This is a genomic window from Jeotgalibacillus sp. ET6 (assembly GCF_029667115.1).
Classification (GTDB): domain Bacteria; phylum Bacillota; class Bacilli; order Bacillales; family Jeotgalibacillaceae; genus Jeotgalibacillus.
Genome location: NZ_JARUIU010000001.1, coordinates 45,303 through 71,032 on the forward strand (window position 1 = coordinate 45,303; position 25,730 = coordinate 71,032).

Genomic DNA, 25,730 nt, shown 5'->3' on the forward strand with positions numbered 1-25,730 from the left:
TAAAATGGCCAAAGTTTATTATAATCAGGATATCAACGATGGAGCACTTAAATCTAAGAAGGTAGCCGTGATTGGTTATGGGTCTCAGGGACATGCTCACGCACAAAATCTTAAAGATCAGGGCCACGATGTAGTGGTAGGTGTCCGCAAAGGAAAGTCCTTTGATCAGGCTGCAGCAGACGGTCTTGAAGTATTGACTGTCAAGGAAGCTTCAGAAGCAGCTGATATCATCATGGTTCTTGTTCCTGATGAGCGCCAGACAGCAGTCTATGAGGAAGAGATTAAGCCAGGTCTGCGTGAAGGGAAATCCCTTGTATTTGCCCATGGATTTAATGTTCACTTTAATCAGATTGTTCCTCCTTCTGATGTCGATGTTTTTCTTGTAGCACCTAAAGGACCGGGGCATCTTGTAAGAAGAACGTTTGAATCTGGCGCCGGTGTTCCTGCACTGTTTGCTGTCTACCAGGATGTATCCGGCAAAGCAAAAGAAACTGCACTCGCTTATGCAAAAGGAATTGGCAGTGCCCGGGCGGGTGTTCTTGAAACCACATTTAAAGAAGAAACGGAGACAGATCTCTTCGGAGAACAGGCTGTCCTGTGCGGGGGCCTTACATCTCTTGTGAAAGCAGGCTTTGAAACATTAGTGGAAGCAGGCTACCAGCCTGAATTAGCTTACTTTGAATGCTTGCATGAACTGAAACTAATCGTTGATTTGATGTACGAAGATGGAATGTCCGGCATGAGATATTCCATTTCAGATACAGCTCAATGGGGTGATTTCGTATCAGGTCCCCGAGTGGTGGATGGAGAGACAAAAGCCCGAATGAAGGAGATTTTGACTGACATTCAAACAGGAAAGTTTGCTAAAGGATGGCTGCTTGAAAATCAGTTAAACCGCCCTGAATTTTCCGCAATTGAGAAACGGGAAAGCGAACATCAAATTGAAAAAGTCGGACGTGAATTAAGAAGCATGATGCCTTTTGTGAAATCAAGTAAAAAAGAACAAAAGGAAGTGGTCTTTAGTGCAGAAAATTGATGTTTTTGATACGACGCTGCGTGATGGAGAGCAGTCAGCGGGAATCAACCTCAATACATCTGAAAAACTGGAGATTGCCAAACAGCTTGAAAAACTGGGTGTAGATGTGATGGAAGCAGGATTTCCCGCTTCCTCGCAAGGCGATTTTGAAGCCGTTAAAAAAATCGCTCAGACCGTCCAATCTTCTATCGTCACGGGTCTTGCAAGAGCAGTGAAAAGTGATATTGATACATCCTGGGATGCATTAAAATATGGAGCAGAGCCGCACTTGCATATTTTCCTTGCTACGTCGCCAATCCATATGACACATAAATTGAAAAAAACACCAGATCAGGTGGTTGAAATAGCTGTTGAATCTGTAAAACACGCTAAAAAACATTTTCCTTTAGTTCAATGGTCTGCAGAGGATGCTTTCAGATCAGATCCGGATTTTCTTGTCCGGATCGTGGAAAAAGTCATCCAGGCAGGTGCAACGACAATAAATTTGCCAGATACAGTGGGGTACGCAACTCCAGCTGAATACGGGGCAATGTTCAATTATTTGAAAAACAATGTGAAAAGTATTGATAAAGTTAAGCTATCGGCCCATTGTCATAATGATTTAGGTATGGCAGTCGCCAATTCAATTGCTGCCATTCAAAACGGAGCTGATCAGGTTGAAGCAACCATTAACGGCATTGGTGAGCGGGCGGGAAATGCAGCTTTAGAGGAGCTGGCAGTTGCGCTGCACATCAGAAAAGATGTTTATCAATATGAAACAGGCATCCATTTCCAAGAGATTAAACGAACCAGCCAGCTCGTCAGTCAGCTGACCGGCATGGCCATTCAGGCGAATAAAGCTGTAGTAGGAAAAAATGCTTTTGCTCATGAATCCGGAATTCATCAGGACGGCATGCTGAAAGATCGATCCACTTATGAGATTATTACGCCTGAACTGATCGGGGAAACGTCCAATCAGCTTGTTCTGGGCAAACATTCAGGACGGCATGCGTTTAAAAATAAAGCTGTCGAACTCGGGTTTGATTTAACGGATGAAAAAATTAATGATGCCTTTAAAGCTTTTAAAGCACTTGCGGATAAAAAGAAACAAATCTCAGAAGATGATTTATATGTTATTTTAACCGATCAGCAAATTCAGGAAGATGATACACCTGTTTATGAACTTAAATCGGTACAAGTCCAGTATGGAAACGGAAGTATTCCAACAGCCAGTGTTTCTGTGAAAAATCCAGAAGGAGAGCTGCTTCAGGAGGCATCTACAGGTTCAGGAAGTGTAGAAGCAATCTGCAATACTCTAGAGCGCCTTGTTAAAGGGAAAGTTCATCTGCTCGATTATCGAGTTACATCCATCGGCAAAGGCAGAGATGCTCTAGGAGAAGCGGTAGTTAACTTAACGTACAATGGAAAATCTTCTACAGGAAGAGATGTAGCCCAGGATGTGCTTGAGGCATCCGCTAAAGCATATTTAAATGCCATTAACCGTCAAATTGTGAATGAACGAAACCGCTCTTTTGCAAAAAGTGTGTAAATTCCGGAGGAGGAATCATCATGAATAAAACAATCGCCGTGCTTCATGGAGATGGAGTGGGAAAAGAAGTTACTAAATCTGCTGTAAAAGTTTTAGCATCAATCGGCAAAAGGTTTGATCACTCCTTTAGAATTCAATCTGCTTTGATTGGCGGAGAGGCGATCGATCACACAGGAGAGCCGCTGCCCAAAGAAACGCTGGACGTTTGTGAAAAAAGCGACGCGATCCTGCTTGGAGCTGTAGGCGGACCTAAATGGGACAATCAACCATCCGCTTTGCGGCCGGAAAAAGGGCTGCTTGCTATTCGAAAGCATTTCGGTCTTTTTGCTAATCTCCGCCCGGTAAAAGCGGTACCTGATATGATGGATGCTTCTCCATTAAAAGAGCATTTGGTAAAAGAAGTAGATATGATGATTGTCAGAGAACTTACAGGCGGATTGTATTTTGGAGAGCCTAAGAGAAAAACTGCAAATGGAGCAGTGGATACACTAACGTATTCCAAGAGTGAAATCGAACGGATTGTTGAAAAAGCCTTTGAACTTGCAAGAGTCAGAAAAGGAAAAGTCACATCTGTAGATAAAGCGAATGTTTTGGAATCAAGCAAGCTTTGGAGAGAAGTAGTGGAAGAGAAAAAATCGTATTATCCCGATGTAGAACTGGAGCATATTCTGGTGGATGCCGCCGCTATGAAATTGATTACGCAGCCTTCTTCCTTTGATGTGATTGTCACAGAAAACTTGTTTGGAGATATCTTAAGTGATGAAGCCTCTGTTATTACAGGGTCACTGGGGATGCTTCCTTCTGCAAGCATTAGAGGAGACGGCTTTGGTTTATATGAACCTGTTCACGGGTCAGCACCTGATATTGCGGGGCTTAATATTGCGAATCCTTCGGCGGCAATATTGTCTGCGGCCATGATGCTTAAGTACTCATTTGGTCTTGTAAAAGAAGCAGCTGCAGTTGAAGAGGCTGTATATAGTGTCTACAAAGATGGGTATTGCACAACGGATGTCCAAAAAACGGGACACAGAGTTCTTTCAACCAGTGCCTTTACAGAAAAGGTAATTGAAGAGCTTGAAAGAGAATTTGTTTCTGATCATATTATGTCTGCTTACGTCTAATAAAGGGAGGAGCTACCATGCCAAAGACGATTATAGAAAAAGTCTGGAATGATCATATTGTGTATGAAGAAAAAGGCAAACCTGATTTGCTATACATTGATCTACACCTTTTACACGAAGTAACTTCTCCTCAAGCGTTTGAAGGTCTGAGATTAAACAATAGAAAAGTAAGAAGACCGGAATTGAGCTTTGCGACAATGGATCATAATGTTCCTACTAAAAACAGATCCAATATTACCGATCCCGTTTCAAGAAAACAGATCAGCACGCTGGCGCAAAATTGTCAGGAGTTTGGTGTTCCGCTGGCTCATATGGATCACCCGGATCAAGGGATTGTCCATGTGATCGGACCGGACCTCGGTTTGACTCAGCCTGGAAAAACAATCGTTTGCGGGGATAGCCATACGTCAACACATGGTGCTTTTGGAGCGCTGGCTTTCGGCATCGGGACTAGTGAAGTGGAGCATGTATTGTCTACTCAAACACTATGGCAGTCGAAGCCTAAAACAATGGAGATAAAAATAATAGGGGAACTTGGCTTTGGTGTCACCGCTAAGGATGTCATCCTGGCGATCATTGCTAAATTCGGAGTAGATATCGGTACAGGACATATTGTTGAATATACCGGTGAAGCAGTCAGGAACTTTTCAATGGAAGAACGCATGACAATCTGCAACATGTCGATTGAGGCAGGAGCGAGAGCAGGCTTAATCAGTCCGGATGAAAAAACAGTAGACTATCTGAAAGGCCGGGCTCACGTGCCGGATGGAAAAGCGTTTGAAGCACTTAAAAGAAAGTGGCTGAGCTACGCTACAGATGATGGGGCTGGCTATGATAAGACTCTGGAGATTCATTCAGAAGAGATCGAACCATTTGTAACGTGGGGGACTAACCCTTCAATGGGTTCAGGCATTTCTTCTTCAGTCCCCTATGCTTCAGATTACGCTGTTCAATCCGATCGTGAAGAACTGAGACAGGCTTTAACGTATATGGATCTTGAAGAAGGCACTCCTCTTTCATCAATTGAAATTCAGCATGTTTTTATAGGGTCCTGCACGAATTCAAGATTAAGCGATTTGAGGGAAGCGGCAGAGGTAGTGAAAGGAAAATCAGTTCATCCCGCAGTTACAGCTATTGTCGTGCCGGGTTCGTTTTCAGTAAAGCTTCAGGCTGAAAAAGAGGGATTGAATAAAATATTCGAAGAGGCTGGTTTTCAATGGAGAGAATCGGGGTGCAGCATGTGTCTTGCGATGAATGACGATGTTGTACCGCCGGGTGAAAGATGCGCCTCAACCTCCAATCGTAATTTTGAAGGCAGGCAGGGAGCGGGTGCAAGAACACATCTGGTCAGTCCTGTAATGGCTGCTGCAGCTGCAATAAAAGGACATTTTGTAGATGTCCGTAATATGCTGAGTGTTCATGCATAGAATGGAGGGGGAAAATGAAACCGATCAATCAGTTAACGAGTATCGTGACACCACTTGACCGGGTGAATGTGGATACGGATCAGATTATTCCTAAACAATTTTTAAAACGAATCGAACGAACCGGTTTTGGCAACTATCTGTTTTATGGCTGGAGATTTCAGGAGGACGGAACACCAAATCCCTCTTTTATATTAAATAACCCACTCTACGAAGGATCTGAAGTATTAGTGGCAAGTCATAATTTTGGCTGCGGTTCTTCAAGAGAACATGCTCCATGGGCTCTGCTGGATTATGGGTTTAAAGTGATCATAGCCCCAAGCTTTGCTGATATTTTTTATAACAATTGCGTAAAAAACGGGATTCTTGCCATCAGGCTGAACGAAGAGAATGTAAACCATTTGATCAAGCAAAGTACAGAACATCAAAAAAAGATTTTTATAAATTTAAAAGAACAATTCGTTCAATATGAAGCAGAAGAAAAATTCACCTTTGACATTGACCCTTACTGGAAAGAAATGCTTTTAAACGGCTGGGATGAAATAGCACTGACTTTTCAATTTGAAGATCAGATCGCAGCATTTGAAAAAAAACATGCTTAAAACGAGAGGATGATCCAATTGGGAATTCACATGACACCGCGAGCTTATTTAAAGCAGCAGAACGTTTAAGCGACATCGTCCACAGAACCCCATGCAAGCAGTCAAAAACGTTAAACATCCAGTCTGGTCATTCAGTCTGGATGAAGCTTGAGAACTTACAAAGAACGGGTTCATTTAAAATCCGTGGTGCTTTTAATAAAATATCCCAGCTTACTGAACTTGAATGCAAAAGGGGCATTGTAGCCGCTTCAGCGGGTAATCACGCACAGGGAGTGGCTCTAGCAGGAAGAGAAAAAGGTGTGCAGGTAACCATCTTCATGCCAACGAACACACCGTTATCGAAAGTAAATGCAACGCGGGAATACGGAGCCAGAGTTGAGCTAACTGGTGACTCCTTTGATGAGGCTTATGAAGAGTCGATGCGCTATCAGAAAAAAACAGGAGCTACTTTTGTGCATCCGTTTGATGACGCAGTAATTATTGAGGGACAGGCAACTGTCGCACTTGAAATGCTGCAGCAAAACCCCGAGCTTGAAACCGTCTTAGTTCCTGCCGGGGGTGGAGGGCTGTTAGCCGGAACAGCTCTTGCGATTAAATTAATCCGTCCTGATATTAAAGTGGTAGGAGTCCAGGCCGCATCAGCTCCTGCTATTGCTTCTGCTTTTCATCAGCTTGATAAAAATTTGATTCCTTTTCAATCCACAATTGCTGAAGGAATCAAAGTAAAGTCACCGGGAGTGTATACATCTGAAATTATTCAATCGTATGTGGATGATATGATTACGGTATCTGAGGTCGAAATTGCAGAAGCTATTTTGTTTATGCTTGAACGGGAAAAAATGCTGACAGAAGGTGCGGGGGCAGCAGGTATAGCAGCAATTTTAGGTAATCATCTGCCTTCGGAGAAGTCACAGCAAGTAGGCGTAATTGTGAGTGGGGGAAACTTGGATATTGCAAAACTTGAAATCTGCAGGCAGACAATTAAGGATGATCAGAAAAGAAAACAACGATCTTCTTATATTCTGTAGGTGAATCATTCATAAACTATTAAAGTATGATAGAAGCACATCATTTAATGAAACAAAAAACAGGCAGGGACAAATTTAATGTCTCCGGGCCTGTTTTTTTCAGCTGTATTTATATCAATCCGTCCGCAGTGTAGCGGGCATAGAGAGCTTGGGGCAAAACTGTCTCAAGCTCTACGACCGGTTCACTTCGCTTCAGGCGGACGCTTTCCGCAGGGACGGCGCAGAGCCCTCCTCAGGGGGTCTCAAGCAACCGTCATTTCCTGCAGGGGTCGTCACCTTCCGCTCCACTTACCTGCTACTAGTAACAAATATATCCTCATTTTTTAAATTTTTATGTTTTATGTCCCAGCTTCTTTATAAATTATGCTGAGTGACGCACTTTTTTCCTATGAATGTTTTGAATAAGTAAATAAAAGACAGGAAGAGAAAACATGTAAATGAAATGGGCGGCACTCCATAATCCAAAGGCAGTCATATTATCGGGTTCCGGCACTTCCTTAATGGCAATGAGAGAAAGTGGAAAATATAAAAATATAACCGGAAAAGTGAGCAAAAAAGCAAATACTAGCAATTTAGCCCATCCGTTTATTTTTTGAGCTCCATACCAATATATGATCCCTATGATGACAGCTATAATTAAATGAAATAAAAATTCGATCCATTCCGGCCATCGAATATCTCCTATGACTGGAATAAAATCGATATTTAAAAGCAGAGTGTATACCTTAAGGGATGACGCCTTCTCCATCCCTTTTAAAATAAAGCCCAATAGGAAACCGGAAAGCAAGCCGAGAACCGTTCCTTTTGCAACCATTAAAAATCGTCTTCGATGCGCTGGGAGCTTTTATAGAAAGTAAAGTTCCCGGTGGCTATTCTTTTTTTAGTTTTATCTTCAATGCGTTTATTGCATTCATCACACAAATAAGTGTGGATAGGACGATTGCGGAGCTTTTTTGCCAGGGGGCTCCAGTCTTCAATCGACTCAATTTTATCACAAATAAAACATTTTACTCTCACAAAAAGCACCTCCAAAAAAAGTGAACCGTATGATAAATTCAGTATAGCATGAGAATAGGCCTGTTGTTTGAAATCATATTTATGTGTTCGGATTTTTATCTGATTTATAGTGTGCTGCAGTCCAATTTATCTTATACTGTAAGAACCAGGAGGGGATTCGGATGGCAAATCGAATTGAATCAAAACTGACACCGGCATTGTTTGACGAATTATTGAATGAACGCTTTGTTCAGGTCGCATCAATCGATCATGAAACCGGCGGTCCTATGATCAGCGCATTATCTTGGGTGCATGCGAAAGACGAGTCTACCATTTTATTTGCAGTGGACAAGCGGTCGCGTATTATAGCAAACATCAGCAGGCACCCTCTTGTTGCTTTAAATATTATTGCAAACGAAACGTGCTATTCGATCAGCGGAAATGCACAGACAACAGGCAGTTCTTCAGATAAAGTGCCGATCGAACTTGCGATCGTGCAGCTTGCAATAAAAGAAGTAAGAGATATTATGTTTTACGGAGCAAAAATAGTAGAAGAACCTAAATTTGATAAAACCTATGATCAGGAAGCGGCTATGAAACTTGATGCTCAGGTTATGAATGAGCTGAAAAAGCACTGAACGTGAAGAACTGTATTATTTAAACGGCAGCAGATCGAACCAGGGTATTCTGTTTATCGTTTTTATGATAAAACAAACTGCCTGACATCAGTTATAGGATCCAATCTGTTTGAACCATCGTTGAAAAGAATATGTACAGGTCCATTTTCTGTTAAAGGCTTTCCTTCGTATGAGAAAGCTAATATAAACGTAAGGGCTTTATCAAGCGGATAAGAAACGCTTCCATTTAAAGTTTCAATTGTTAACGTTCCAGCTTCAGCTAATGGTTCTGCATTCTCCAGAAAAGGCTTTAGTGGAATCCCAAAGGTTCCTGTCAGCATTTTCTGTTTCTCAAATTTTCGTTCTGTTTTAAGCGTTGGCGGATAAGTTGCACCTTCTTGAATTTCTCTTGAGAAATGCGATGCTACAGCTTTCGTATATTCTTCAAGATCGTCGGTTTGAGATTGCTGTTCATCAAAATAGGTAAGTAAATCAATTTTCCGATCATCCAAAATCCATACCCCAGGATCAAGAGTTATGCTGTATTTTACTTTACCTGTTACTGGAATTGTTTTACTCATCGTATTGTCCTCCCACAATCAGTTTTCTATTTAGTCAAAGTATACAGGGGATAGGATAAGATGTCACATGAGAACGAATTTTGCGGCGGAACTCCCTTAACGAAAAACAGAGCGAAGCTTGCATTTTAGGGTTCAAAACGCTACAATTTACAAAAGAGGAACATCCTGATCGATCGTCTTTTAGTGCAGGATCAGTTTAAACAAATAGAGGTAATTAATTTGCATGGAATGGGGGGATCAATGTGACATCAGAGATAAAAATTGACCATCGTGAAAAAGCATATTCTCTTTTGCGGAAAGATGCTGAAAAAATTGCTCAGCTTATAAAAGTCCAAATGGACAACTTGACGATGCCCCAGTGTCCATTGTACGAAGAGGTTTTAGATACGCAAATGTTTGGGTTATCCCGTGAAATAGAATTTGCTGTTCGTCTCGGACTAGTGGATGAAATAGATGGAAAAACGTTAATGGATTCTCTTGAAAGAGAACTTTCAATCCTGCATGAAGCTTTTACTAATAAATAATTTTTCATGCTCAAACAATGTACATTCGATTGTTTGAGTTTTTTTATATCAAAAAAGCAGGTTTTTTGACTTAAATTATCGAATAATTAAAATCAAGATAGGACTGATATAAATGTCGACCATTCTGAAAAGAATGTTTAAATCGTACGATTATTCCCTTCTCGTTGTTTATGTACTGTTAGGGATATTTGGAGTGGTGATGGTTTACAGTGCAGGAATGGTGTATGCAGTGGAAGTGCTGGATCAGTCTGCTGATTTTTTTTACAACGCCCAGCGAAGGAATTTGATACTTGGATTTATCGGATTCGCAGTGATGGCGCTCATTCCTTATAAGCTGTACAGAGAAAAAGTTATGATGATTCTAATTCTGGTTTTAATGTTTTCCCTGCTGATTTTGGTTCAGTTGTTTGGAGCAAATATTAATAACGCTCAAAGCTGGCTTCAGCTCGGATCGTTTCAGCTGCAGCCTTCTGAATTTGCAAAGCTTGGCATTATTGTGTACCTATCTGCAATTTATGCCAAGAAGTACACCTACATAAATGAGTTTAATAGAGGAGTTATGCCGCCTCTGACTGTTTTGGTTGCTACTTGCTTTTTAGTGGCTATGGAACCAGATTTCGGAACCGCTGCAATTATCTTTGTGATCGGAATGAGCGTGATCATTTCTTCCGGGATGAAATTCAAAAACATGCTGAAGCTAGCCGGCATTGGCGGAGCGCTGGCTGCTTTTTTCAGCCTCATTTTATTTGTGTTCAAAAGGGATGGGTTTCAAAGGATCTTTTCAGAAGAACGGATAGGCCGGTTTGCCGCTTACACGGATCCCTTTGCACACATTAATGACAATGGGTGGCAGTTAGTAGGTTCCTATTATGCAATCGGAAATGGCGGTTTATGGGGAAGCGGACTTGGTCAGAGCGTCCAAAAGCTTGGATATCTGCCTGAACCTCATACAGATTTTATCATGGCCATCATCTCAGAGGAGCTTGGAATTGCAGGGGTGGGTTTTGTTTTGCTGGGACTTGCCTACATTGTTTTAAAAGGAATTTTTATCGGCATAAAAAGTAAGGACAGATTCGGAAAAATGCTGGCAATCGGCATTGCAAGCATGATTGGTATTCAGGCTTTTATTAATCTTGGCGGCATGTCAGGCGTGATCCCGATTACAGGTGTTCCGCTGCCGTTTATCAGTTACGGAGGCTCATCTCTAATTTTGCTTTCTCTTGCCATGGGATTACTGCTTAATGTATCAATGTTTGTTAAATACGAAGATAGATATGCAAATGACAAAACGAAAGAAGCAGCTGAAAAACCGGTGCAGTTCAATCAGACAGCTCCGAATCAGCACCGCAAAGCAAACAGAGGCTATTAATGTTTTTTATTTTCGGCGTTCACCCTTAAGGAGGTTGTTTCATTGAATCATATAAAAAAAGTGTTAGTAGCAAACAGAGGGGAAATTGCAATCAGAGTTTTCCGTGCCTGTACGGAGCTAAATATAAGAACAGTTGCTGTTTACTCAAAGGAAGACAGCGGATCGTTTCATCGCTTTAAAGCAGATGAAGCATACATAGTTGGTCAGGGGAAAAAGCCAATTGATGCCTACCTTGATATTGAAGGAATCATTGAAATTGCCAAACGCGCAGAAGTGGATGCCATCCATCCCGGTTATGGGTTTCTATCAGAAAATATTCATTTTGCCAGACGGTGTGAGGAAGAAGGCATCATATTTATTGGACCCACTTCCCGTCATTTGGACATGTTTGGTGATAAAGTAAAAGCCAGAAAGCAGGCAGTCGAAGCAAATATTCCGGTTATACCGGGAAGCGACGGTCCTGTTGAAGGTGTGGAAGAGATTGAAGAGTTTGGCAGAAACCACGGCTTCCCTTTTATCATTAAGGCCTCTCTTGGCGGCGGTGGGAGGGGTATGAGAATTGTCCGTTCAGCAAATGAAATAAAGGAATCATATGATCGGGCAAAGTCTGAAGCGAAAGCAGCCTTTGGCAATGACGAAGTGTATGTTGAGAGATTTATAGAAAATCCGAAGCATATTGAAGTACAGATTTTAGGTGACCTTGAAGGAACAATTATTCATTTATACGAACGGGATTGCTCAATACAGAGGAGACATCAAAAAGTAGTAGAGGTGGCTCCGTCCCTTTCCCTTTCACAGGGTCTGCGTGATGAAATTTGTGAAGCAGCTGTAAAGCTTGCTAAGAACGTCAATTATGTAAATGCGGGAACGGTCGAATTTCTGGTAGCCAATGAAGAGTTCTTCTTCATCGAAGTAAATCCCAGAGTGCAGGTTGAGCATACCATCACCGAAATGATAACAGGAATCGATATTGTTCAGTCACAGATTATGATTGCAGAAGGGCACTTTTTACATAGCGACAAAATGCTGATCCCGAAGCAGGAGGATATACAGCTTAATGGATATGCCATCCAGTCACGGGTTACCACGGAAGATCCCCTTAATGGATTTATGCCTGACTCAGGAAGAATAATGGCTTACCGGTCAGGGGGCGGCTTTGGCGTAAGGCTTGATGCGGGCAACGGCTATCAGGGCGCCGAAATTTCATCCCATTACGATTCACTGCTTGTAAAGGTCTCTACATGGGCGCTGACGTTTGAACAAGCTGCAGCCAAAATGGTCCGAAATTTGCAGGAATTCAGGATCCGTGGGATTAAAACCAATATTCCTTTTTTAGAAAATGTAGTGAAGCATAAAAACTTTTTAACCGGCGATTATGCCACTTCTTTTATTGATACGACTCCGGAGCTTTTCTTCTTTCCGAAGAGAAAAGACAGAGGCACAAAAATGCTTTCGTACATTGGCAATGTGACAATTAACGGATTTCCGGGAATTGAGAAAAGAGAAAAACCGTATTTTGCAGAGCCAAGGATCCCAAAAACTAATCTGCTTGAAAAGCCTCCTGCCGGAACTAAGCAGCTGCTTGACGAACTGGGGCCTGAAGCACTCGCAGACTGGGTGAGAAAACAGGATGATGTTTTGATTACGGATACTACTTTTCGTGATGCGCATCAGTCTCTTCTTGCAACCAGAGTCAGAACCAATGATTTGAAAAATATTGCTGATGCCTCTTCAAGATTGCAATCAGATTTGTTTTCATTTGAAATGTGGGGAGGAGCTACGTTTGATGTAGCCTACCGTTTTTTAAAAGAAGATCCCTGGATGAGACTGCTGACATTGCGTGAAAAAATACCAAATGTTCTTTTTCAAATGCTGTTAAGAGCGTCCAATGCGGTCGGCTATAAAAACTACCCTGACAATGTCATAAAAGAGTTTGTACAAAAATCTGCTTACGCTGGCATCGATGTATTTAGAATTTTTGACAGTTTAAACTGGGTTCAGGGAATGGAAACCGCTATTACAGCGGTGAGAGATTCAGGTAAAGTAGCTGAAGCGGCGATCTGTTATACGGGGGATATTCTGGATTCGAGCAGATCGAAGTATGATCTTGACTACTATAAGACCATTGCGAAAGAACTGCAGGAACAGGGTGCGCATATTCTAGCGATTAAAGATATGGCAGGCCTGCTGAAGCCTGAAGCTGCCTACCGTCTAATTACAGAGCTAAAAGCGACTGTTGAACTGCCGATTCATCTCCATACTCATGACACAAGCGGAAATGGGATCTTTCAGTATGCACGTGCCATTGAAGCAGGAGTCGATATCGTTGATACAGCATTAGGATCAATGAGCGGACTTACCTCACAGCCTGGCGCCAGCAGTCTTTACTACTCTCTAAGCGGAAATGACAGGCAGCTAAGAATGAATGTGGACCATTCACAAACGCTCTCCCATTACTGGGAAGATGTGCGTAAGTATTATAAGGATTTCGAAAGCGGAATGAATTCCCCGCATTCAGAAATTTATAAGCATGAAATGCCTGGCGGGCAGTACAGTAATCTGCAGCAGCAGGCAAAAGGTGTTGGGCTTGGCGAACGCTGGGAAGAAGTAAAAGAGATGTATGCGCGTGTCAATCAGTTATTTGGAGACATCGTTAAAGTAACTCCTTCTTCAAAAGTGGTAGGGGACATGGCATTATTTATGGTGCAAAATGACCTAGATGAAGAAGCTGTCATTCAAAAAGGTTCGTCTATTGATTTTCCGGATTCTGTAATTGAATTGTTTTCCGGCTATCTTGGCCAGCCGCATGGAGGGTTTCCTGAAAAGCTTCAGGAGGTCATTCTAAAAGGCAGAACCCCGATCACAGTGCGGCCGGGAGAACGTTTGGAGCCTGTTGATTTTGAAGCGCTGCGTGAAGAACTCTTTAAGGAGATTGGCCGTCCGGTTACGCTTTTTGATGCGCTAGCTCATGCTTTATATCCAAAAGTATTTAAGGAATATACTGCTACGAATCAGCTGTTTGGAGATGTCTCCGTCATCGATACACCAACGTTCTTTTTCGGGATGAGACTCGGTGAAGAAATAGAGGTGGAAATTGAAAAAGGCAAGACGCTTATTTTAAAACTGGTTTCGATTGGTGAAGCGAGAGAAGATGGCACGAGGGTTTTATACTTTGATTTAAATGGTCAGCAGCGGGAAGTTGTGATTAAAGATGAAAGCATCAAGTCGACTGTTGCCATTAAACAAAAAGCAGCTCCTGACAATGATGAAGAATTAGGAGCGACAATGCCGGGCACCGTTATAAAAGTACTGATAAGCCGAGGAGATGAAGTCAAACAGGGCGAGCATCTGCTGATTACAGAAGCGATGAAGATGGAAACGACCGTACAGGCTCCTTTTAATGGAGTAGTGGATGATATTTTTGTTGAAAATGGAGAAGCGCTGAAACCTGGAGATCTCTTGATCAGATTAAAAAAGAAAGATTAAATTAATCGCAAGCTTTTTATTATTTTTCAAATCAATGAAAAACGTGGTTAGGATATACCTGAAAAATGAGTAAAAGTGAGGCAGTATATTTAGTAGGAAGAAGTGAACGGAGCGGAAGCCGGTGACTCCTGCTGAATATGACGGAGGCTTGAGAAAAGCGTCTGCCTGAAGCAAAATGAACCTGTCAAAGAGCCTGAGACACATTTGTCTCAGGCTCGTTTTTTAGGAGAAATTCAGCAAAAACCGAATTGCACCACTAGTATGTTACAGGTTTGAATTACTCATTTATTCGTCCTGCTTTTTAGAATTCACCTTCGCTCTTGACATAAGCAGCAGGAAGTAACTGAGCAGTCCGAATAATAAAGAGATTATAAGTGCGTGCATTAATGCCAATACTAAATTAAGTCTGGTAACAACAACCAGTGCTCCTGTTATCACTTGCGCAGATACAAGGCCGAAAGCGATCATCCAGCCGTAATAAATGACTTTTTGATGTTTGTAATTCCGAAAGGCCATCCATGCAATATAAGCAATCCAGATAAAAATCAACCCTGCTGCAAATCTGTGCCCCATCTGAAACCATTGTGACGAATTAAGAGGAAGAGAGGCCCATTGACTGTTCACGCACATCGGCCAATCAGGGCAGGCTAGACTTGAGTTTGTATGGCGGACAAAAGCACCGGAATAAACAACTAGAAAAATATATGTCATGACTCCATACGTATGATAGCGGATTCGCTTATCAATAACGATTCTTTCAGCTTCAAATTTTTTGTCCACTTCAAAAATAAGGAGTGTGAGCAGTAAAACAGAAGCAAAAGATATGAGGGAAATACCGAAATGCAAAGCCAGAATGAGATCAGAATGACCCCACACAACAGCACCTGCCCCAAGCAAAGCCTGAAGCATTAAAAAGAAGAAAGCAAGAACTGCGAGAAAGTTGGTTTCTCTTTTGTGGCCGATTGCACGCCAGGACCATATAGACAAAATCAATACAAGCATTCCTGCTGTTGCAGATACAACTCTGTGGGAAAGTTCAACGATCGTTTCAAAAAGGAGTTCATCCGGAATGATTTGTCCATGACATAACGGAAAGGACTGGCCGCAGCCTGCTCCTGAATCTGTTTTGGTAACTAAAGCTCCTCCGAGTAAAACCAGGAGCATAACAATAGTCGTTAACACGGCTAAAAACTTTAAAGACTTCGACTGCAAGTAGTTCACCTTCTTAATAGTAATAGTAAGAATTAATTTATTTTTATAGGGTTACAATGATTTCAACATACATCTCTTCCATTATGGTACAGATTTATGGAGGATGGTACCCTTTTTTAAAAGTGACACAGTTTAGTCAAACTAAGCGACAAAATATTTTCACAATCGCAATTTAATATCAAATATTATTTAAGGATAACATAATGATGTGGTATTATAAAAAAGCTTCTATTAGATGTGAAGGAATTGTTACATTTATCTAAATTCTGAATGCGACAAGTTATCTGAATTTCATTTTAAATATAGAAATCAGATTCGCTATCCTTTATAGTAGATGTAGTAAAATGTATTAGCAAGTATGGAGAGGAGGGGAAAATGTGTCAAATAGTCGAGTTGTGTCGGCTGTGAAAGAGGCAGATTTTTCTGGAACAACTGCTTGGAAAGATTTCCTCGCTCTTATAAAAATTGGGATTGTAAATTCTAATTTTATCACCACGTTTACTGGATTGTGGCTGGCATTATATTTTACCAATGCCCACTTCCTCGGTTCATTAGATATCATTTTTTTAACCATGATCGGTTCCTCATTAATTGTTGCCGGCTCGTGCAGTATTAACAATTATATAGACAGGGATATCGACCATTTGATGGAACGGACGAAAAACCGCCCAACTGTAACCGGGAGAGTTCAGCCCTCGCGTGTCCTGGTGCTGGGACTTGGTTTAATCGCAATAGGGCAGATTATGCTCTTTATGACAACCTTTACAGCGGGTGTAATTGGATTAATTGGTGTATTTAGTTATGTCGTGCTGTACACGATGTGGTCTAAAAGAAGATATGTCAGCAATACCATTGTAGGCAGTATATCGGGTGCTGTTCCCCCGTTAATCGGGTGGTCAGCTGTGGATCCTGGTCTCGGCATGATGCCGCTTGCACTGTTTTTAATCATTTTTGTTTGGCAGATGCCTCATTTTTATGCAATTGCCATGAGAAGAGTAGAAGAATATCGCGCTGCGAATATTCCTATGCTGCCTGTCGTAAAAGGCTTCGCAGCAACTAAGAATCACATGCTGGTGTGGATCATCGCGTTATTTCCACTGCCGTTTCTTATGCCTTCACTGGGCCCTGTATTTCTGACACTGGCAACACTTTTAAATGCCGGCTGGTTAGCGCTTTCAATTTCAGGGTATCGCATGAAAAAGGATCATAAATGGGCAACCTTAATGTTTGTGTATTCTTTGAACTATTTAACAATTCTCTTTGTGGGAATGGTTATTATTACGTTCATTTGATGTTCAGGAATTCTTTCTTTATAAGAAATCCATATAGATTTTGTTCTCCATACTTACTATTATTTAAACGAAAGAGGGGTTTAATGAAGCTATGAAAAAAGGGCTAAAGAAATGGCGGCTTCTGCCGATGATTGCGGCTTTAGCGTTTATTCTGTCCGGCTGTGGAGAGCCGTTTTTGTCTGCGCTTCAGCCGGCAGGTGAAGTGGCTCAAAGGCAATATAACCTAATGGTGCTTAGTGCAGTTGTGATGGTTGTCGTTATTATCGTTGTATCCATCGTATACTCCATTGCCATTACTAAATTCCGGCGTTCAAAAGTCGGAGAAGACGTTATTCCTAAACAAGTGGAAGGAAGCCATACACTTGAAATTCTGTGGACGGTTATTCCGATCATTTTAGTTTTAGTGTTAGCGGTGCCAACAGTAGCTGTTACGTTTGCTTTGGCAGACACGGCTGAAATGGAAGAAGTGGACGAGGAAGGAAACAGAACCGCGTTAGTTGTGGATGTCAGGGCAAATCTTTACTGGTGGGAATTTAATTATCCTGACCAGGGGATTGTTACGGCTCAGGATTTAGTCGTTCCAACTGATCAAAACGTTTACTTTAACGTAATTGCTTCTGATGTAAAGCACTCATTCTGGATTCCGGCAGTCGGAGGAAAGATCGATACGAATGTAGATAATATGAACACGTTTTATCTGAACTTTGACAGCGGGAGTGCCGAACAGGTGGATAATCTGTTTTACGGCAAGTGCGCTGAGCTATGCGGACCTTCCCATGCGTTAATGGACTTTAAAGTTCAGACACTCTCAAGCGAAGACTTTGACGAGTGGGTCGCTGCTATGCAGGAAGCAGGAGAAGAAGAAAGCGAGCCTGCAAATGATGCCATAGCCCGAGGGGAAGAGGTCTTTGGCCCGGATGGTCAAGCTTGCATACAGTGTCACGCTGTTTCACCAACTTCAGGAGCTGGCACCTCTCAAGGACCAAACCTTGCAACATTTGGGGAACGTTCTTATGTGGCCGGCATTCTCGATAACAGAGATGGTGAAGACTCAAGAGAAGAAAATATTAAAAACTGGATTCGAAATGCAGATAAGTTAAAGCCCGGAAACACAATGGGTGCTTATAATGAAGACGATTTATCTGATGAAGATCTGGACGCTTTAACTGAGTACTTAATGAGTTTAAAAGTTTATACAGAGTAATGAATTACTTGGAGATTGAACAAGGGAGGTTTAATGAGTGAGTACCGTTGCACAAAAACAAGGATTCCTGGCAGTCCTGTGGGATTATCTCACAACGGTCGACCACAAGAAGATTGCGATCCTTTATCTAGCATCCGGAGGTTTCTTCTTTCTGGTCGGCGGTATAGAAGCCATGATCATACGGATACAATTGGCTGTTCCTGACAATAACTTTGTCAGTGCAGGACTTTACAATGAAATCTTAACGATGCATGGAACGACGATGATCTTTCTTGCAGCCATGCCATTATTATTTGCTTTTATGAACGCCGTTGTTCCTTTGCAAATCGGAGCACGTGATGTAGCTTTTCCATTCTTAAATTCTTTGGGGTTCTGGCTGTTTTTCTTCGGAGGAATTTTCCTTAACCTGTCATGGTTTTTAGGTGGTGCACCTGATGCCGGATGGACATCTTATGCATCTCTGTCCATAACTTCTGAAGGCCATGGAATTGACTTTTATGTACTGGGGCTTCAGATATCAGGAGCAGGTACCCTTATTGCAGGGATTAACTTTCTGGTAACCATTATTAATATGAGAGCACCTGGTATGACTTACATGCGTATGCCGTTGTTTACATGGTCTACGTTTGTAGCATCGGCTCTAATCCTGTTTGCGTTTCCACCATTAACTGTCGGGCTCTTCCTTATGATGTTCGACCGTATGTTTGGAGCGAATTTCTTTGATGTATCAATGGGAGGAAATACGATTATCTGGGAGCATTTATTCTGGATTTTTGGACATCCTGAAGTGTACATTCTGATTCTTCCGGCATTTGGTATTTTCTCTGAAATCTTTGCTACATTCTCAAGAAAACGTCTTTTTGGGTATGCAGCAATGGTTTTTGCTACCGTACTTATCGGATTTTTAGGATTCATGGTCTGGGCTCACCACATGTTTACTGTTGGTCTTGGACCAACTGCAAACGCGATCTTTGCTGTTGCTACGATGGCAATTGCAGTTCCAACAGGAGTAAAGATTTTCAACTGGATGCTGACCATGTGGGGAGGAAGCATTGTCTTTACAACACCTATGCTGTATGCAGTGGCTTTTATACCTTCCTTTACAGCAGGCGGCGTAACAGGCGTTATGCTCGCATCAGCAGCAGCTGATTATCAATACCATGATACGTATTTTGTTGTAGCTCACTTCCATTATGTAATTGTTGGGGGAGTAGTATTAGGACTGCTTGCAGGAACTCACTTTTACTGGCCAAAAATGTTTGGAACCATGCTGAATGAATTTCTAGGTAAAATAACGTTCTGGCTATTCTTAATCGGGTTCCATGCTACGTTCTTTGTTCAGCATTTCCTTGGATTAATGGGGATGCCTAGACGTATCTGGAAATTTCTTGACGGACAGGGGCTTAACCTGTTCAATTTAATCAGTACGATAGGTGCAGTATTTATGGCTGTCGCTGTACTGGTGCTTGTGTACAATATTATTATTACGCAAATCAAAAATGTAAGAGTTGGTAATGATCCATGGGGAGACGGCCGTACATTAGAGTGGGCAATTGCTTCTCCACCGCCATTTTACAACTTTAAACAGCTTCCATTAGTACGCGGACTTGATCCATACTGGATTGAAAAAATGGAAGGCAACACAAAAATGACTCCTGCTGAACCGGTCGGAGACATCCACATGCCAAACAATTCATTTATACCGTTTGTTATGTCTCTTGGATTATTTATCGCAGCATTTGGAGCCATGTACCAAGTGGACTGGAGGGCATCAGACGGTGAAAGCTTTGTCTGGGCAATACCGGTTTTAATTATTGGTATGCTGATCACAATAGGTTCTATGGCTGTTCGTTCACTGAAGGATGACCATGGGTACCATATTCATAAGGAAGATTTGTTAAATGACGATGAGGGGGGCAGGGACTAATGGACGCTGAACAAAAGTTTACAAGCAGAACATGGCCGGAATCCCCTGAGAAAACGACCCTTGAAGGTAAAAATAAATTTCTAGGTTTTTGGTTATTTCTTGGTGGCGAGACCGTCTTGTTCGCATCTTTATTTGCAACGTATCTTGCGTTAAAAGACAAAGTTCCTAGTGATGATCATGCGCTCGCGATTGATATGTTCGAATTGCCGCTCGTGTTTATTATGACAATGCTGCTTTTAACATCTTCATTGACAAGTGTTTATGCCATGTATCATATGAAAAACTATAATTTCCAAAAAATGAAAACATGGTTGATCATTACTGTAGGCTTGGGATTAGCGTTTCTTGGATTTGAAATTTACGAGTTTTACCACTATGTACATGCATTTGAGCATACGTTTACCAGCAGTGCATTTGGATCAGCGTTTTACACTCTGGTTGGCTTTCACGGGGCTCACGTAGTTGTTGGACTCGGATGGTTTTTGCTTTTGCTTATACGGAATACCAATCGTGGTTTAAACTTATACAACGCTCCAAAATTCTTTGTAGCATCACTTTACTGGCATTTTATTGACGTTGTTTGGGTATTTATCTTCACGGTTGTATACTTAATGGGAATGGTGGGATAACTGATGGCGACTCAACAATCAACTTCAGCGAACCCGAAAGTGAACTATGAGTACAGACGTAAAAAAGCAGCAGAGGAAATGCGCAAACATGTTACATCGTTCGCATTAATGATTTTTGTTACTCTTATTGCTTTTATTATGGTGCTGGCTGGGTTCGACAAAACATTCGTATATCCGGTTCTGCTTGCATTGGCAGCACTTCAAGTAGTTCTTCAGCTGTATTATTTTATGCACATGAGCCATAAAGGCCATGGCGCTGCTGCGTTATTTTTATACTCAGGTGCGCTAGTCGCATTTATCACCATCCTTACCTTTTTAACCATTGTCTGGTGGTAAACAGTAAAAGACTGTTGAGCATGTGCTCAACAGTCTTTTTTACCTTTTATGGACCCTTATCTGCTTAGGGCAGAGTGAGATTGTCAAGACTTTGTCATGTAAGGGCGTTGAAGTAAAACATGGTCACCGATATAATTAAAGTTAAGTACGTTATTAATGAAAGGAAGGTGCCAGATGTCAATAGAGATCTTTGGCTTCCAGGCATTATGGAGTCCCTATTTTCTCATCAGTATGATTGTGCTAACGGTGCTGTTTTTCTTGCTGGCAACTAAATGGAGACACCGCTTTAAAGACAGTGAGCCTTTAACAAGGAAACAAATAGTATTGTTCCTGACAGCCATAACGATCACGTATATCGTGAAAGGTTCTCCAATTGATTTGCTTGCACATATTATGTTTTCGGTCCATATGATTCAAATGGGGATCTTTTATCTACTGATCCCGCCATTATTTATCGTGGCAGTTCCAAGCTATATGTGGAAGGCTGTCATTCGGAATCGATTTGTCAGACCTGTATTCAGATTTTTTACACTGCCAATTATAGCGCTCATCTTATTTAATGGTGTGTTTTCCTTTTATCATATTCCATTAGTATTTGATACCATTAAAGTGGATGAGGTATTACATGCCGGATATACTGCGGTGTTATTGTCATTGGCTTTCTTTATGTGGTGGCCACTGGTCAATCAGGTGGAGGATGAATACCGACTGAGTGGTCTTAAAAAGATTGGATATATTTTCGCAGATGGGATTTTACTGACTCCCGCCTGTGCGCTGATTATTTTTGCAGACGCCCCAATGTACGAAACGTTTTATAATGGGGGAGCATGGCTTGAGGCGATGGCGCTGTGTGTGCCGGCAGGAACTTTGCAAAGTCTTGCTTCACTCGGATTAACAGGACCTGAGCTTTTCAGCAATATGCCTCCTTTAGACGATCAGCAGACAGGCGGCGTTGTAATGAAAATCATACAGGAGATTGTATATGGAGTCGTTCTAGCCCAGGTATTCTTTGAATGGTACCGACGTGAAAAAGATGAGGGTGATTTGCTAAACGCTTCTTATTACAAAACAGAAGAAGTTTAACTTTATGATTATTTAAAGGGAAAGAGGATATTGCAGATGAGTTTACCTTTATTGCCAACACTGAGCACGATTTTTATTGTGCTCAGTGCTATATTAGTTGCAGCAGGCTGGATCCTTGTAGTTAAAGGAAGAGTAGAAGCCCACAAAAAAACAATGTTTGCAGCTGCTGTGGCTGCACTTACATTTTTTATTATTTACGTCAGCCGCACCATTTTTGTCGGAAATACTGCTTTTGGCGGTCCGGACGATATTAAAATCTACTACACAATTTTTCTCGTTTTTCATATTATCCTGGCTACAACCGGAGCAGTATTCGGACTAGTAACAATCTGGCTCGGCTATAAAAACAGAATAAAAAAACATAGAAAAATCGGGCCCATTACTTCTGTAATCTGGTTTTTTACCGCAACAACAGGTGTTATGGTCTATTCACTTCTTTATATATTGTATGATGGCGGGGAAACAACTTCGGTCATTAAAGCAATTCTTGGCTCATAGTCTTCAATTTAAAGGAGCCTGAGACAAAAGCGTCTCCAGCTATTTGGCCGGGTCGCTTGCGCTTCAGGAGGACGCTTTTCTCAGGGACGGCGCTGATTAGCCTTCAGGGCCTAAAGCAACCTCCACATTCTGCAGGAGTGGCCACCCTGCCGCTCCGCTCACTTCACACGATTGATAAAGACTTACTCATTATTTAAGCTTTTTTGAGTTTTGTCCCAAACTCATTCAATTTAAAGATAAAAACTCACTTTCAGATTAGAAAGTGAGTTTTTTTAATCATTATGCAGCGCAATCACTAAAATTTAAAGTTTACCTTAATAATGCCTGCTTCTTTAGATGAATTGAAAATGATTAACACTAGAGGTCCAATTATAAAGCCTAAAAGACCAAAAAGTTTAAGTCCGATAAACATTGCGACGAGTGTGGCAAGCGGCGAAAGCCCGATATGGCTTCCCATAACTTTAGGCTCTACGACCCTTCTGATAAGAAGAAGCAGGGTTGCCAGCACAGCAAGCTGTATCCCTTGCTCGATATCTCCTGTTATCAGCTGGAAAATTGCCCAGGGACCTAATATTGCTATGGAGCCAATAATTGGAATAAGATCGATAATCCATATAACAAGAGACATAATTAAAGCAACTTCCGGTGCAATGATCCATAAGCCGATTAAAGATCCTGCTAATATCAGCAAGCTGACTAGGAATTGAGCTTTTGCAAATCCCCAAATAACTTTTGAAAGCCTGGCGGTCATGAATCTGACTTTTTCCGCTGTCCGCTCTTTTAAATGGGTGTAAATACCAGATCTGATTCTTGGCAGATCGATCATAATTAAAAATAGAGCAATTAAATAAACAATAAAGCTTACAAGATATTCAGGAATGTTGGTGACAGCACCCGTAACCGTTTCAGCATTGATAAAACCTGTAATACTGGTTCTGAAATCTGTTAGAAAATTTTCCATTTCTGCGCTTAACTGATCGAGAACCTCTGTTGGAACTCTAGCAAAAGCCACTGTCAGGTCGGCTTCAAATTCTCCCCACCACTCTGTTAATTCGTTGACATAATCCGGTAAGTTTTCAACAAATTGAATAGCTTGACCGACAAGACGCGTAATGGAAAAATATAACAGTATTCCGATCGAGGCAATAAACAGAATAAACACAGCCCCTACGGACCATTTTCTTTTGATCTTTAACTGATTTTGAAGGAATTTCACTATTGGTTCCAAAATCAGTGCTGTAATGAGGGCCATTATTAATGGGACCGACACTGGTAATATAAAGTAAATAACGAGTATGGCAATTATCAAAAGGGATAAAATATACCCATTTCGTTTCGTAAACACTTTTGACAATGTAGGACCCCTTTCCAGTATTTAGTTCAAGTAAATGATAATAAATGAAACGATGGAATAAATTCACCCGCAGCTGGGTGCAGCCAGTGAATGAGGCTGTTTAGCAGCAGCTTCATGGGGAGAGGATGAATCCAATAAATTTAATAAAAGAGCCAATCGTTACTGGCTCTTTTATAGTTATTATTCAGTGATTAAAGAAAGTTCCTGATAAACAGCAACAAGTATTTTCTCACAAGTTTGAACAAGGTGCTCTGGAAATTCCTCGCCTTCTCCATATTCAACACCATGAGGATAGTAATGCTTGCCTAAAAGCGGGGTCATTAATTTGATATCAGCATCGTGCGCGCCAACATCTCCGTCTTCAGTATAGCCGAATATACGCAGATAAAATGTACCTTCACGAATTTCAAACTTGCGGTCGTATGTAACTCTTTCCCAATCCCATTGACCTGCACGAATTAAGCCATGATTTCTCATGATTTCATCCAGTCGATCCAGTTCAATAAGCAATGTTTCTAAGCCAGTATTTTCAAAGCGCATGGAAAATTTCCCTCCTGTAATTCCTTACTTAAAGTAAAAAAAATGTTGTCTCATTTTATAATAGTCGAAAGAAAACCAAGTTGCAATTATGTCTCTTATGAAAATCACGCTTTTTGTGGCGATTTCTTGAAATATCTCGAAAATGAAACATTCTACACATTCAAACATCGTGTGTGTATAATTAAAGAAAGAAGATTAAGAAAGGAGGTACAGGAATGAAAGTATTTTTAAGAATACTGGTGGTTCTTGTCGTCATATTTTTAATCGGCTTTTACAGCGGTCCTTCCATACAGGAAAATGAACTTCTTCAAAATGAGCCTGTAAAATTATCTAAGGATGATAGCGCTGCGAACGTACCTACTGATCTTTCGGATGGCTTAACACGTCCAAAAACCGGAATCTCCGTTTATATAGGCAAACCTCTTAAAGAATTTATCGCAAGCTACGGGCAGCCGGACCGCATAGATCCGGGATATTACGATTTAGAATGGCTGATTTATCAGGGGGGAGCTGGGGCATATATTCAGGTTGCTGTTAAAAACGAGACAGTAAAGGCCATTTATGTGCTCGGTGAGAATATTGACCTTTCTCCATTTAAAATAGGACAGCCTTTGGAGGAAATTTATCGGTTCACGATGATAACCAGTGAAATTATCGTTGAAGACGATAATGGGACGTACCAATTTGAGCTTAGTGAACAGGATCTTCATACCCGCCTGCTCGTCCCATTTGGTGATATGTTCGGCCAGCTTTTTGTAGATCGTTTTAGTGGAAATATATTAGCTGTTTATTTTATGGACAAGGAAACTCTTCTCGAACAGAGACCTTATGAACTGGTATATAGAGGAGATCTGCCAGCCGTCCCGGTTGAACAGGATAATCAGAGTGAAATTGATTCTGCAGCTGAACAGCAAATATTTGATATGACGAATGTCATTCGTGAACAGAGGGGGATCAGCCAGCTCGATCCTGATTTTCAATTAGCCAAAGTTGCGAAAGAACAAAGCAGATTGCTTTATGATGATTCTTTGCTTACAAATGATTCACCTCAGGGAACACTTCAACAAAGGCTTTCAGAAGGAGTAGAAGCCTTTGATGAAGCCTCTGAAAACAGTGCATCAAACTTTACACATTCTTTTTCAGTTCTTCATGCCTGGATGAATTCAGAGGGGCATCGGGATACAATGCTTAAAGAGGAATTTACTCATCTTGGTGCCGGTGTCTATTATCTATTTTTCACACAGGATTTTATTAAGTACGATTCGGATGAGAAATCAGAAGAAGAGTAAACCGCGTTTATAATAAAACTGCAAACGCGCAAAAGCTGCCACATTGCCTTTTTT

At 41.4% G+C, this 25,730-nt stretch carries 24 protein-coding genes; 18 read left to right on the forward strand and 6 right to left on the reverse strand.

All coding sequences use genetic code 11. The annotated features are described in order from the left end of the window. The first annotated feature begins 4 nt into the window (after positions 1–4). The 6 genes from ilvC to P6709_RS00240 all read left to right on the forward strand — a co-directional run bounded on the left by ilvC (position 5) and on the right by P6709_RS00240 (position 6,739). Positions 5–1,036, forward strand: a complete 1,032-nt coding sequence (gene ilvC, locus P6709_RS00215) for a ketol-acid reductoisomerase (RefSeq protein WP_278238873.1) — start codon at positions 5–7, stop codon at positions 1,034–1,036. Next, positions 1,023–2,564, forward strand: a complete 1,542-nt coding sequence (locus P6709_RS00220; protein WP_278238874.1) for a 2-isopropylmalate synthase — start codon at positions 1,023–1,025, stop codon at positions 2,562–2,564. The genes ilvC and P6709_RS00220 overlap by 14 nt, the downstream gene beginning before the upstream one ends. Before the next feature lie 20 nt (positions 2,565–2,584). Further along, positions 2,585–3,685, forward strand: coding sequence for a 3-isopropylmalate dehydrogenase (gene leuB, locus P6709_RS00225; RefSeq protein WP_278238875.1), 1,101 nt, complete (start codon positions 2,585–2,587; stop codon positions 3,683–3,685). Between the two features lie 17 nt (positions 3,686–3,702). Further along, complete coding sequence (gene leuC, locus P6709_RS00230; protein ID WP_278238876.1) at positions 3,703–5,112, forward strand: 3-isopropylmalate dehydratase large subunit; 1,410 nt, start codon at positions 3,703–3,705, stop codon at positions 5,110–5,112. 14 nt (positions 5,113–5,126) lie between these two features. Further along, on the forward strand, positions 5,127–5,711 hold the full coding sequence (leuD, locus tag P6709_RS00235; protein ID WP_278238877.1) for a 3-isopropylmalate dehydratase small subunit: 585 nt from the start codon (positions 5,127–5,129) through the stop codon (positions 5,709–5,711). A 74-nt stretch (positions 5,712–5,785) separates the two neighbouring features. Beyond that, the gene (locus P6709_RS00240) at positions 5,786–6,739 is read left to right on the forward strand and encodes a threonine ammonia-lyase (protein ID WP_278239773.1); all 954 of its coding nucleotides are present in this window, start codon (positions 5,786–5,788) and stop codon (positions 6,737–6,739) included. Between the two features lie 361 nt (positions 6,740–7,100). Here the strand turns inward: P6709_RS00240 and P6709_RS00245 are convergent, their stop codons facing one another. Continuing rightward, a complete protein-coding gene (locus tag P6709_RS00245) occupies positions 7,101–7,553 on the reverse strand; it encodes a hypothetical protein (RefSeq protein ID WP_278238878.1) in 453 nt (150 codons plus the stop codon). Next, positions 7,553–7,756 carry a YlaI family protein gene (locus P6709_RS00250; RefSeq protein ID WP_278238879.1) on the reverse strand — a complete coding sequence of 68 codons (204 nt, stop codon included), beginning with the start codon at positions 7,754–7,756 and terminating at the stop codon, positions 7,553–7,555. Before P6709_RS00250 ends, P6709_RS00245 begins: the two co-directional genes overlap by 1 nt. Positions 7,757–7,917: 161 nt before the next feature. On the opposite strand from P6709_RS00250, the gene P6709_RS00255 reads away from it, so the two are divergent. Continuing rightward, positions 7,918–8,373 carry a pyridoxamine 5'-phosphate oxidase family protein gene (locus P6709_RS00255; RefSeq protein WP_278238880.1) on the forward strand — a complete coding sequence of 152 codons (456 nt, stop codon included), beginning with the start codon at positions 7,918–7,920 and terminating at the stop codon, positions 8,371–8,373. Positions 8,374–8,435: 62 nt separating this feature from the next. Here P6709_RS00255 and P6709_RS00260 read toward each other — a convergent pair whose 3' ends face one another. Further along, a complete protein-coding gene (locus P6709_RS00260; protein WP_278238881.1) occupies positions 8,436–8,933 on the reverse strand; it encodes a peptidyl-prolyl cis-trans isomerase in 498 nt (165 codons plus the stop codon). A gap of 242 nt (positions 8,934–9,175) precedes the next feature. On the opposite strand from P6709_RS00260, the gene P6709_RS00265 reads away from it, so the two are divergent. The 3 genes from P6709_RS00265 to pyc all read left to right on the forward strand — a co-directional run bounded on the left by P6709_RS00265 (position 9,176) and on the right by pyc (position 14,312). Then, positions 9,176–9,457, forward strand: coding sequence for a YlaN family protein (locus P6709_RS00265; protein WP_278238882.1), 282 nt, complete (start codon positions 9,176–9,178; stop codon positions 9,455–9,457). A gap of 121 nt (positions 9,458–9,578) precedes the next feature. Next, positions 9,579–10,826 (forward strand): FtsW/RodA/SpoVE family cell cycle protein, encoded by a 1,248-nt coding sequence (locus tag P6709_RS00270; RefSeq protein ID WP_442905293.1) that lies wholly within the window; start codon positions 9,579–9,581, stop codon positions 10,824–10,826. Positions 10,827–10,868: 42 nt separating this feature from the next. Continuing rightward, positions 10,869–14,312, forward strand: coding sequence for a pyruvate carboxylase (gene pyc, locus P6709_RS00275; protein ID WP_278238884.1), 3,444 nt, complete (start codon positions 10,869–10,871; stop codon positions 14,310–14,312). A gap of 285 nt (positions 14,313–14,597) precedes the next feature. Here the strand turns inward: pyc and P6709_RS00280 are convergent, their stop codons facing one another. Continuing rightward, the gene (locus P6709_RS00280) at positions 14,598–15,476 is read right to left on the reverse strand and encodes a COX15/CtaA family protein (protein WP_278239774.1); all 879 of its coding nucleotides are present in this window, start codon (positions 15,474–15,476) and stop codon (positions 14,598–14,600) included. 425 nt (positions 15,477–15,901) lie between these two features. Between P6709_RS00280 and cyoE the strand changes: the two genes are divergently transcribed. From cyoE to P6709_RS00315, 7 genes are all read left to right on the forward strand, one after another. Next, complete coding sequence (gene cyoE, locus P6709_RS00285) at positions 15,902–16,816, forward strand: heme o synthase (RefSeq protein WP_278238885.1); 915 nt, start codon at positions 15,902–15,904, stop codon at positions 16,814–16,816. A gap of 91 nt (positions 16,817–16,907) precedes the next feature. Beyond that, positions 16,908–18,020: a cytochrome c oxidase subunit II gene (coxB, locus tag P6709_RS00290; RefSeq protein WP_278238886.1), complete on the forward strand. Its 1,113-nt coding sequence runs from the start codon at positions 16,908–16,910 to the stop codon at positions 18,018–18,020. 37 nt (positions 18,021–18,057) lie between these two features. Next, a complete protein-coding gene (ctaD, locus tag P6709_RS00295; RefSeq protein ID WP_278238887.1) occupies positions 18,058–19,947 on the forward strand; it encodes a cytochrome c oxidase subunit I in 1,890 nt (629 codons plus the stop codon). Beyond that, a complete protein-coding gene (locus tag P6709_RS00300) occupies positions 19,947–20,576 on the forward strand; it encodes a cytochrome (ubi)quinol oxidase subunit III (RefSeq protein WP_278238888.1) in 630 nt (209 codons plus the stop codon). The genes ctaD and P6709_RS00300 overlap by 1 nt, the downstream gene beginning before the upstream one ends. Before the next feature lie 3 nt (positions 20,577–20,579). Then, a complete protein-coding gene (gene ctaF, locus P6709_RS00305) occupies positions 20,580–20,912 on the forward strand; it encodes a cytochrome c oxidase subunit IVB (protein ID WP_041057235.1) in 333 nt (110 codons plus the stop codon). Positions 20,913–21,086: 174 nt separating this feature from the next. Continuing rightward, entirely contained in the window at positions 21,087–21,995 is a 909-nt protein-coding gene (ctaG, locus tag P6709_RS00310; protein ID WP_278238889.1) for a cytochrome c oxidase assembly factor CtaG, read from the forward strand. Positions 21,996–22,031: 36 nt separating this feature from the next. Then, the gene (locus P6709_RS00315; RefSeq protein ID WP_278238890.1) at positions 22,032–22,493 is read left to right on the forward strand and encodes a DUF420 domain-containing protein; all 462 of its coding nucleotides are present in this window, start codon (positions 22,032–22,034) and stop codon (positions 22,491–22,493) included. A gap of 295 nt (positions 22,494–22,788) precedes the next feature. On the opposite strand, the gene ytvI is transcribed toward P6709_RS00315, so the two are convergent. Continuing rightward, a complete protein-coding gene (gene ytvI, locus P6709_RS00320) occupies positions 22,789–23,838 on the reverse strand; it encodes a sporulation integral membrane protein YtvI (protein WP_336618983.1) in 1,050 nt (349 codons plus the stop codon). Positions 23,839–24,027: 189 nt separating this feature from the next. Continuing rightward, a complete protein-coding gene (locus tag P6709_RS00325) occupies positions 24,028–24,387 on the reverse strand; it encodes a YugN family protein (RefSeq protein ID WP_278238892.1) in 360 nt (119 codons plus the stop codon). 215 nt (positions 24,388–24,602) lie between these two features. On the opposite strand from P6709_RS00325, the gene P6709_RS00330 reads away from it, so the two are divergent. Then, the gene (locus P6709_RS00330; protein ID WP_278238893.1) at positions 24,603–25,676 is read left to right on the forward strand and encodes a CAP domain-containing protein; all 1,074 of its coding nucleotides are present in this window, start codon (positions 24,603–24,605) and stop codon (positions 25,674–25,676) included. Positions 25,677–25,730: the final 54 nt, after the last annotated feature.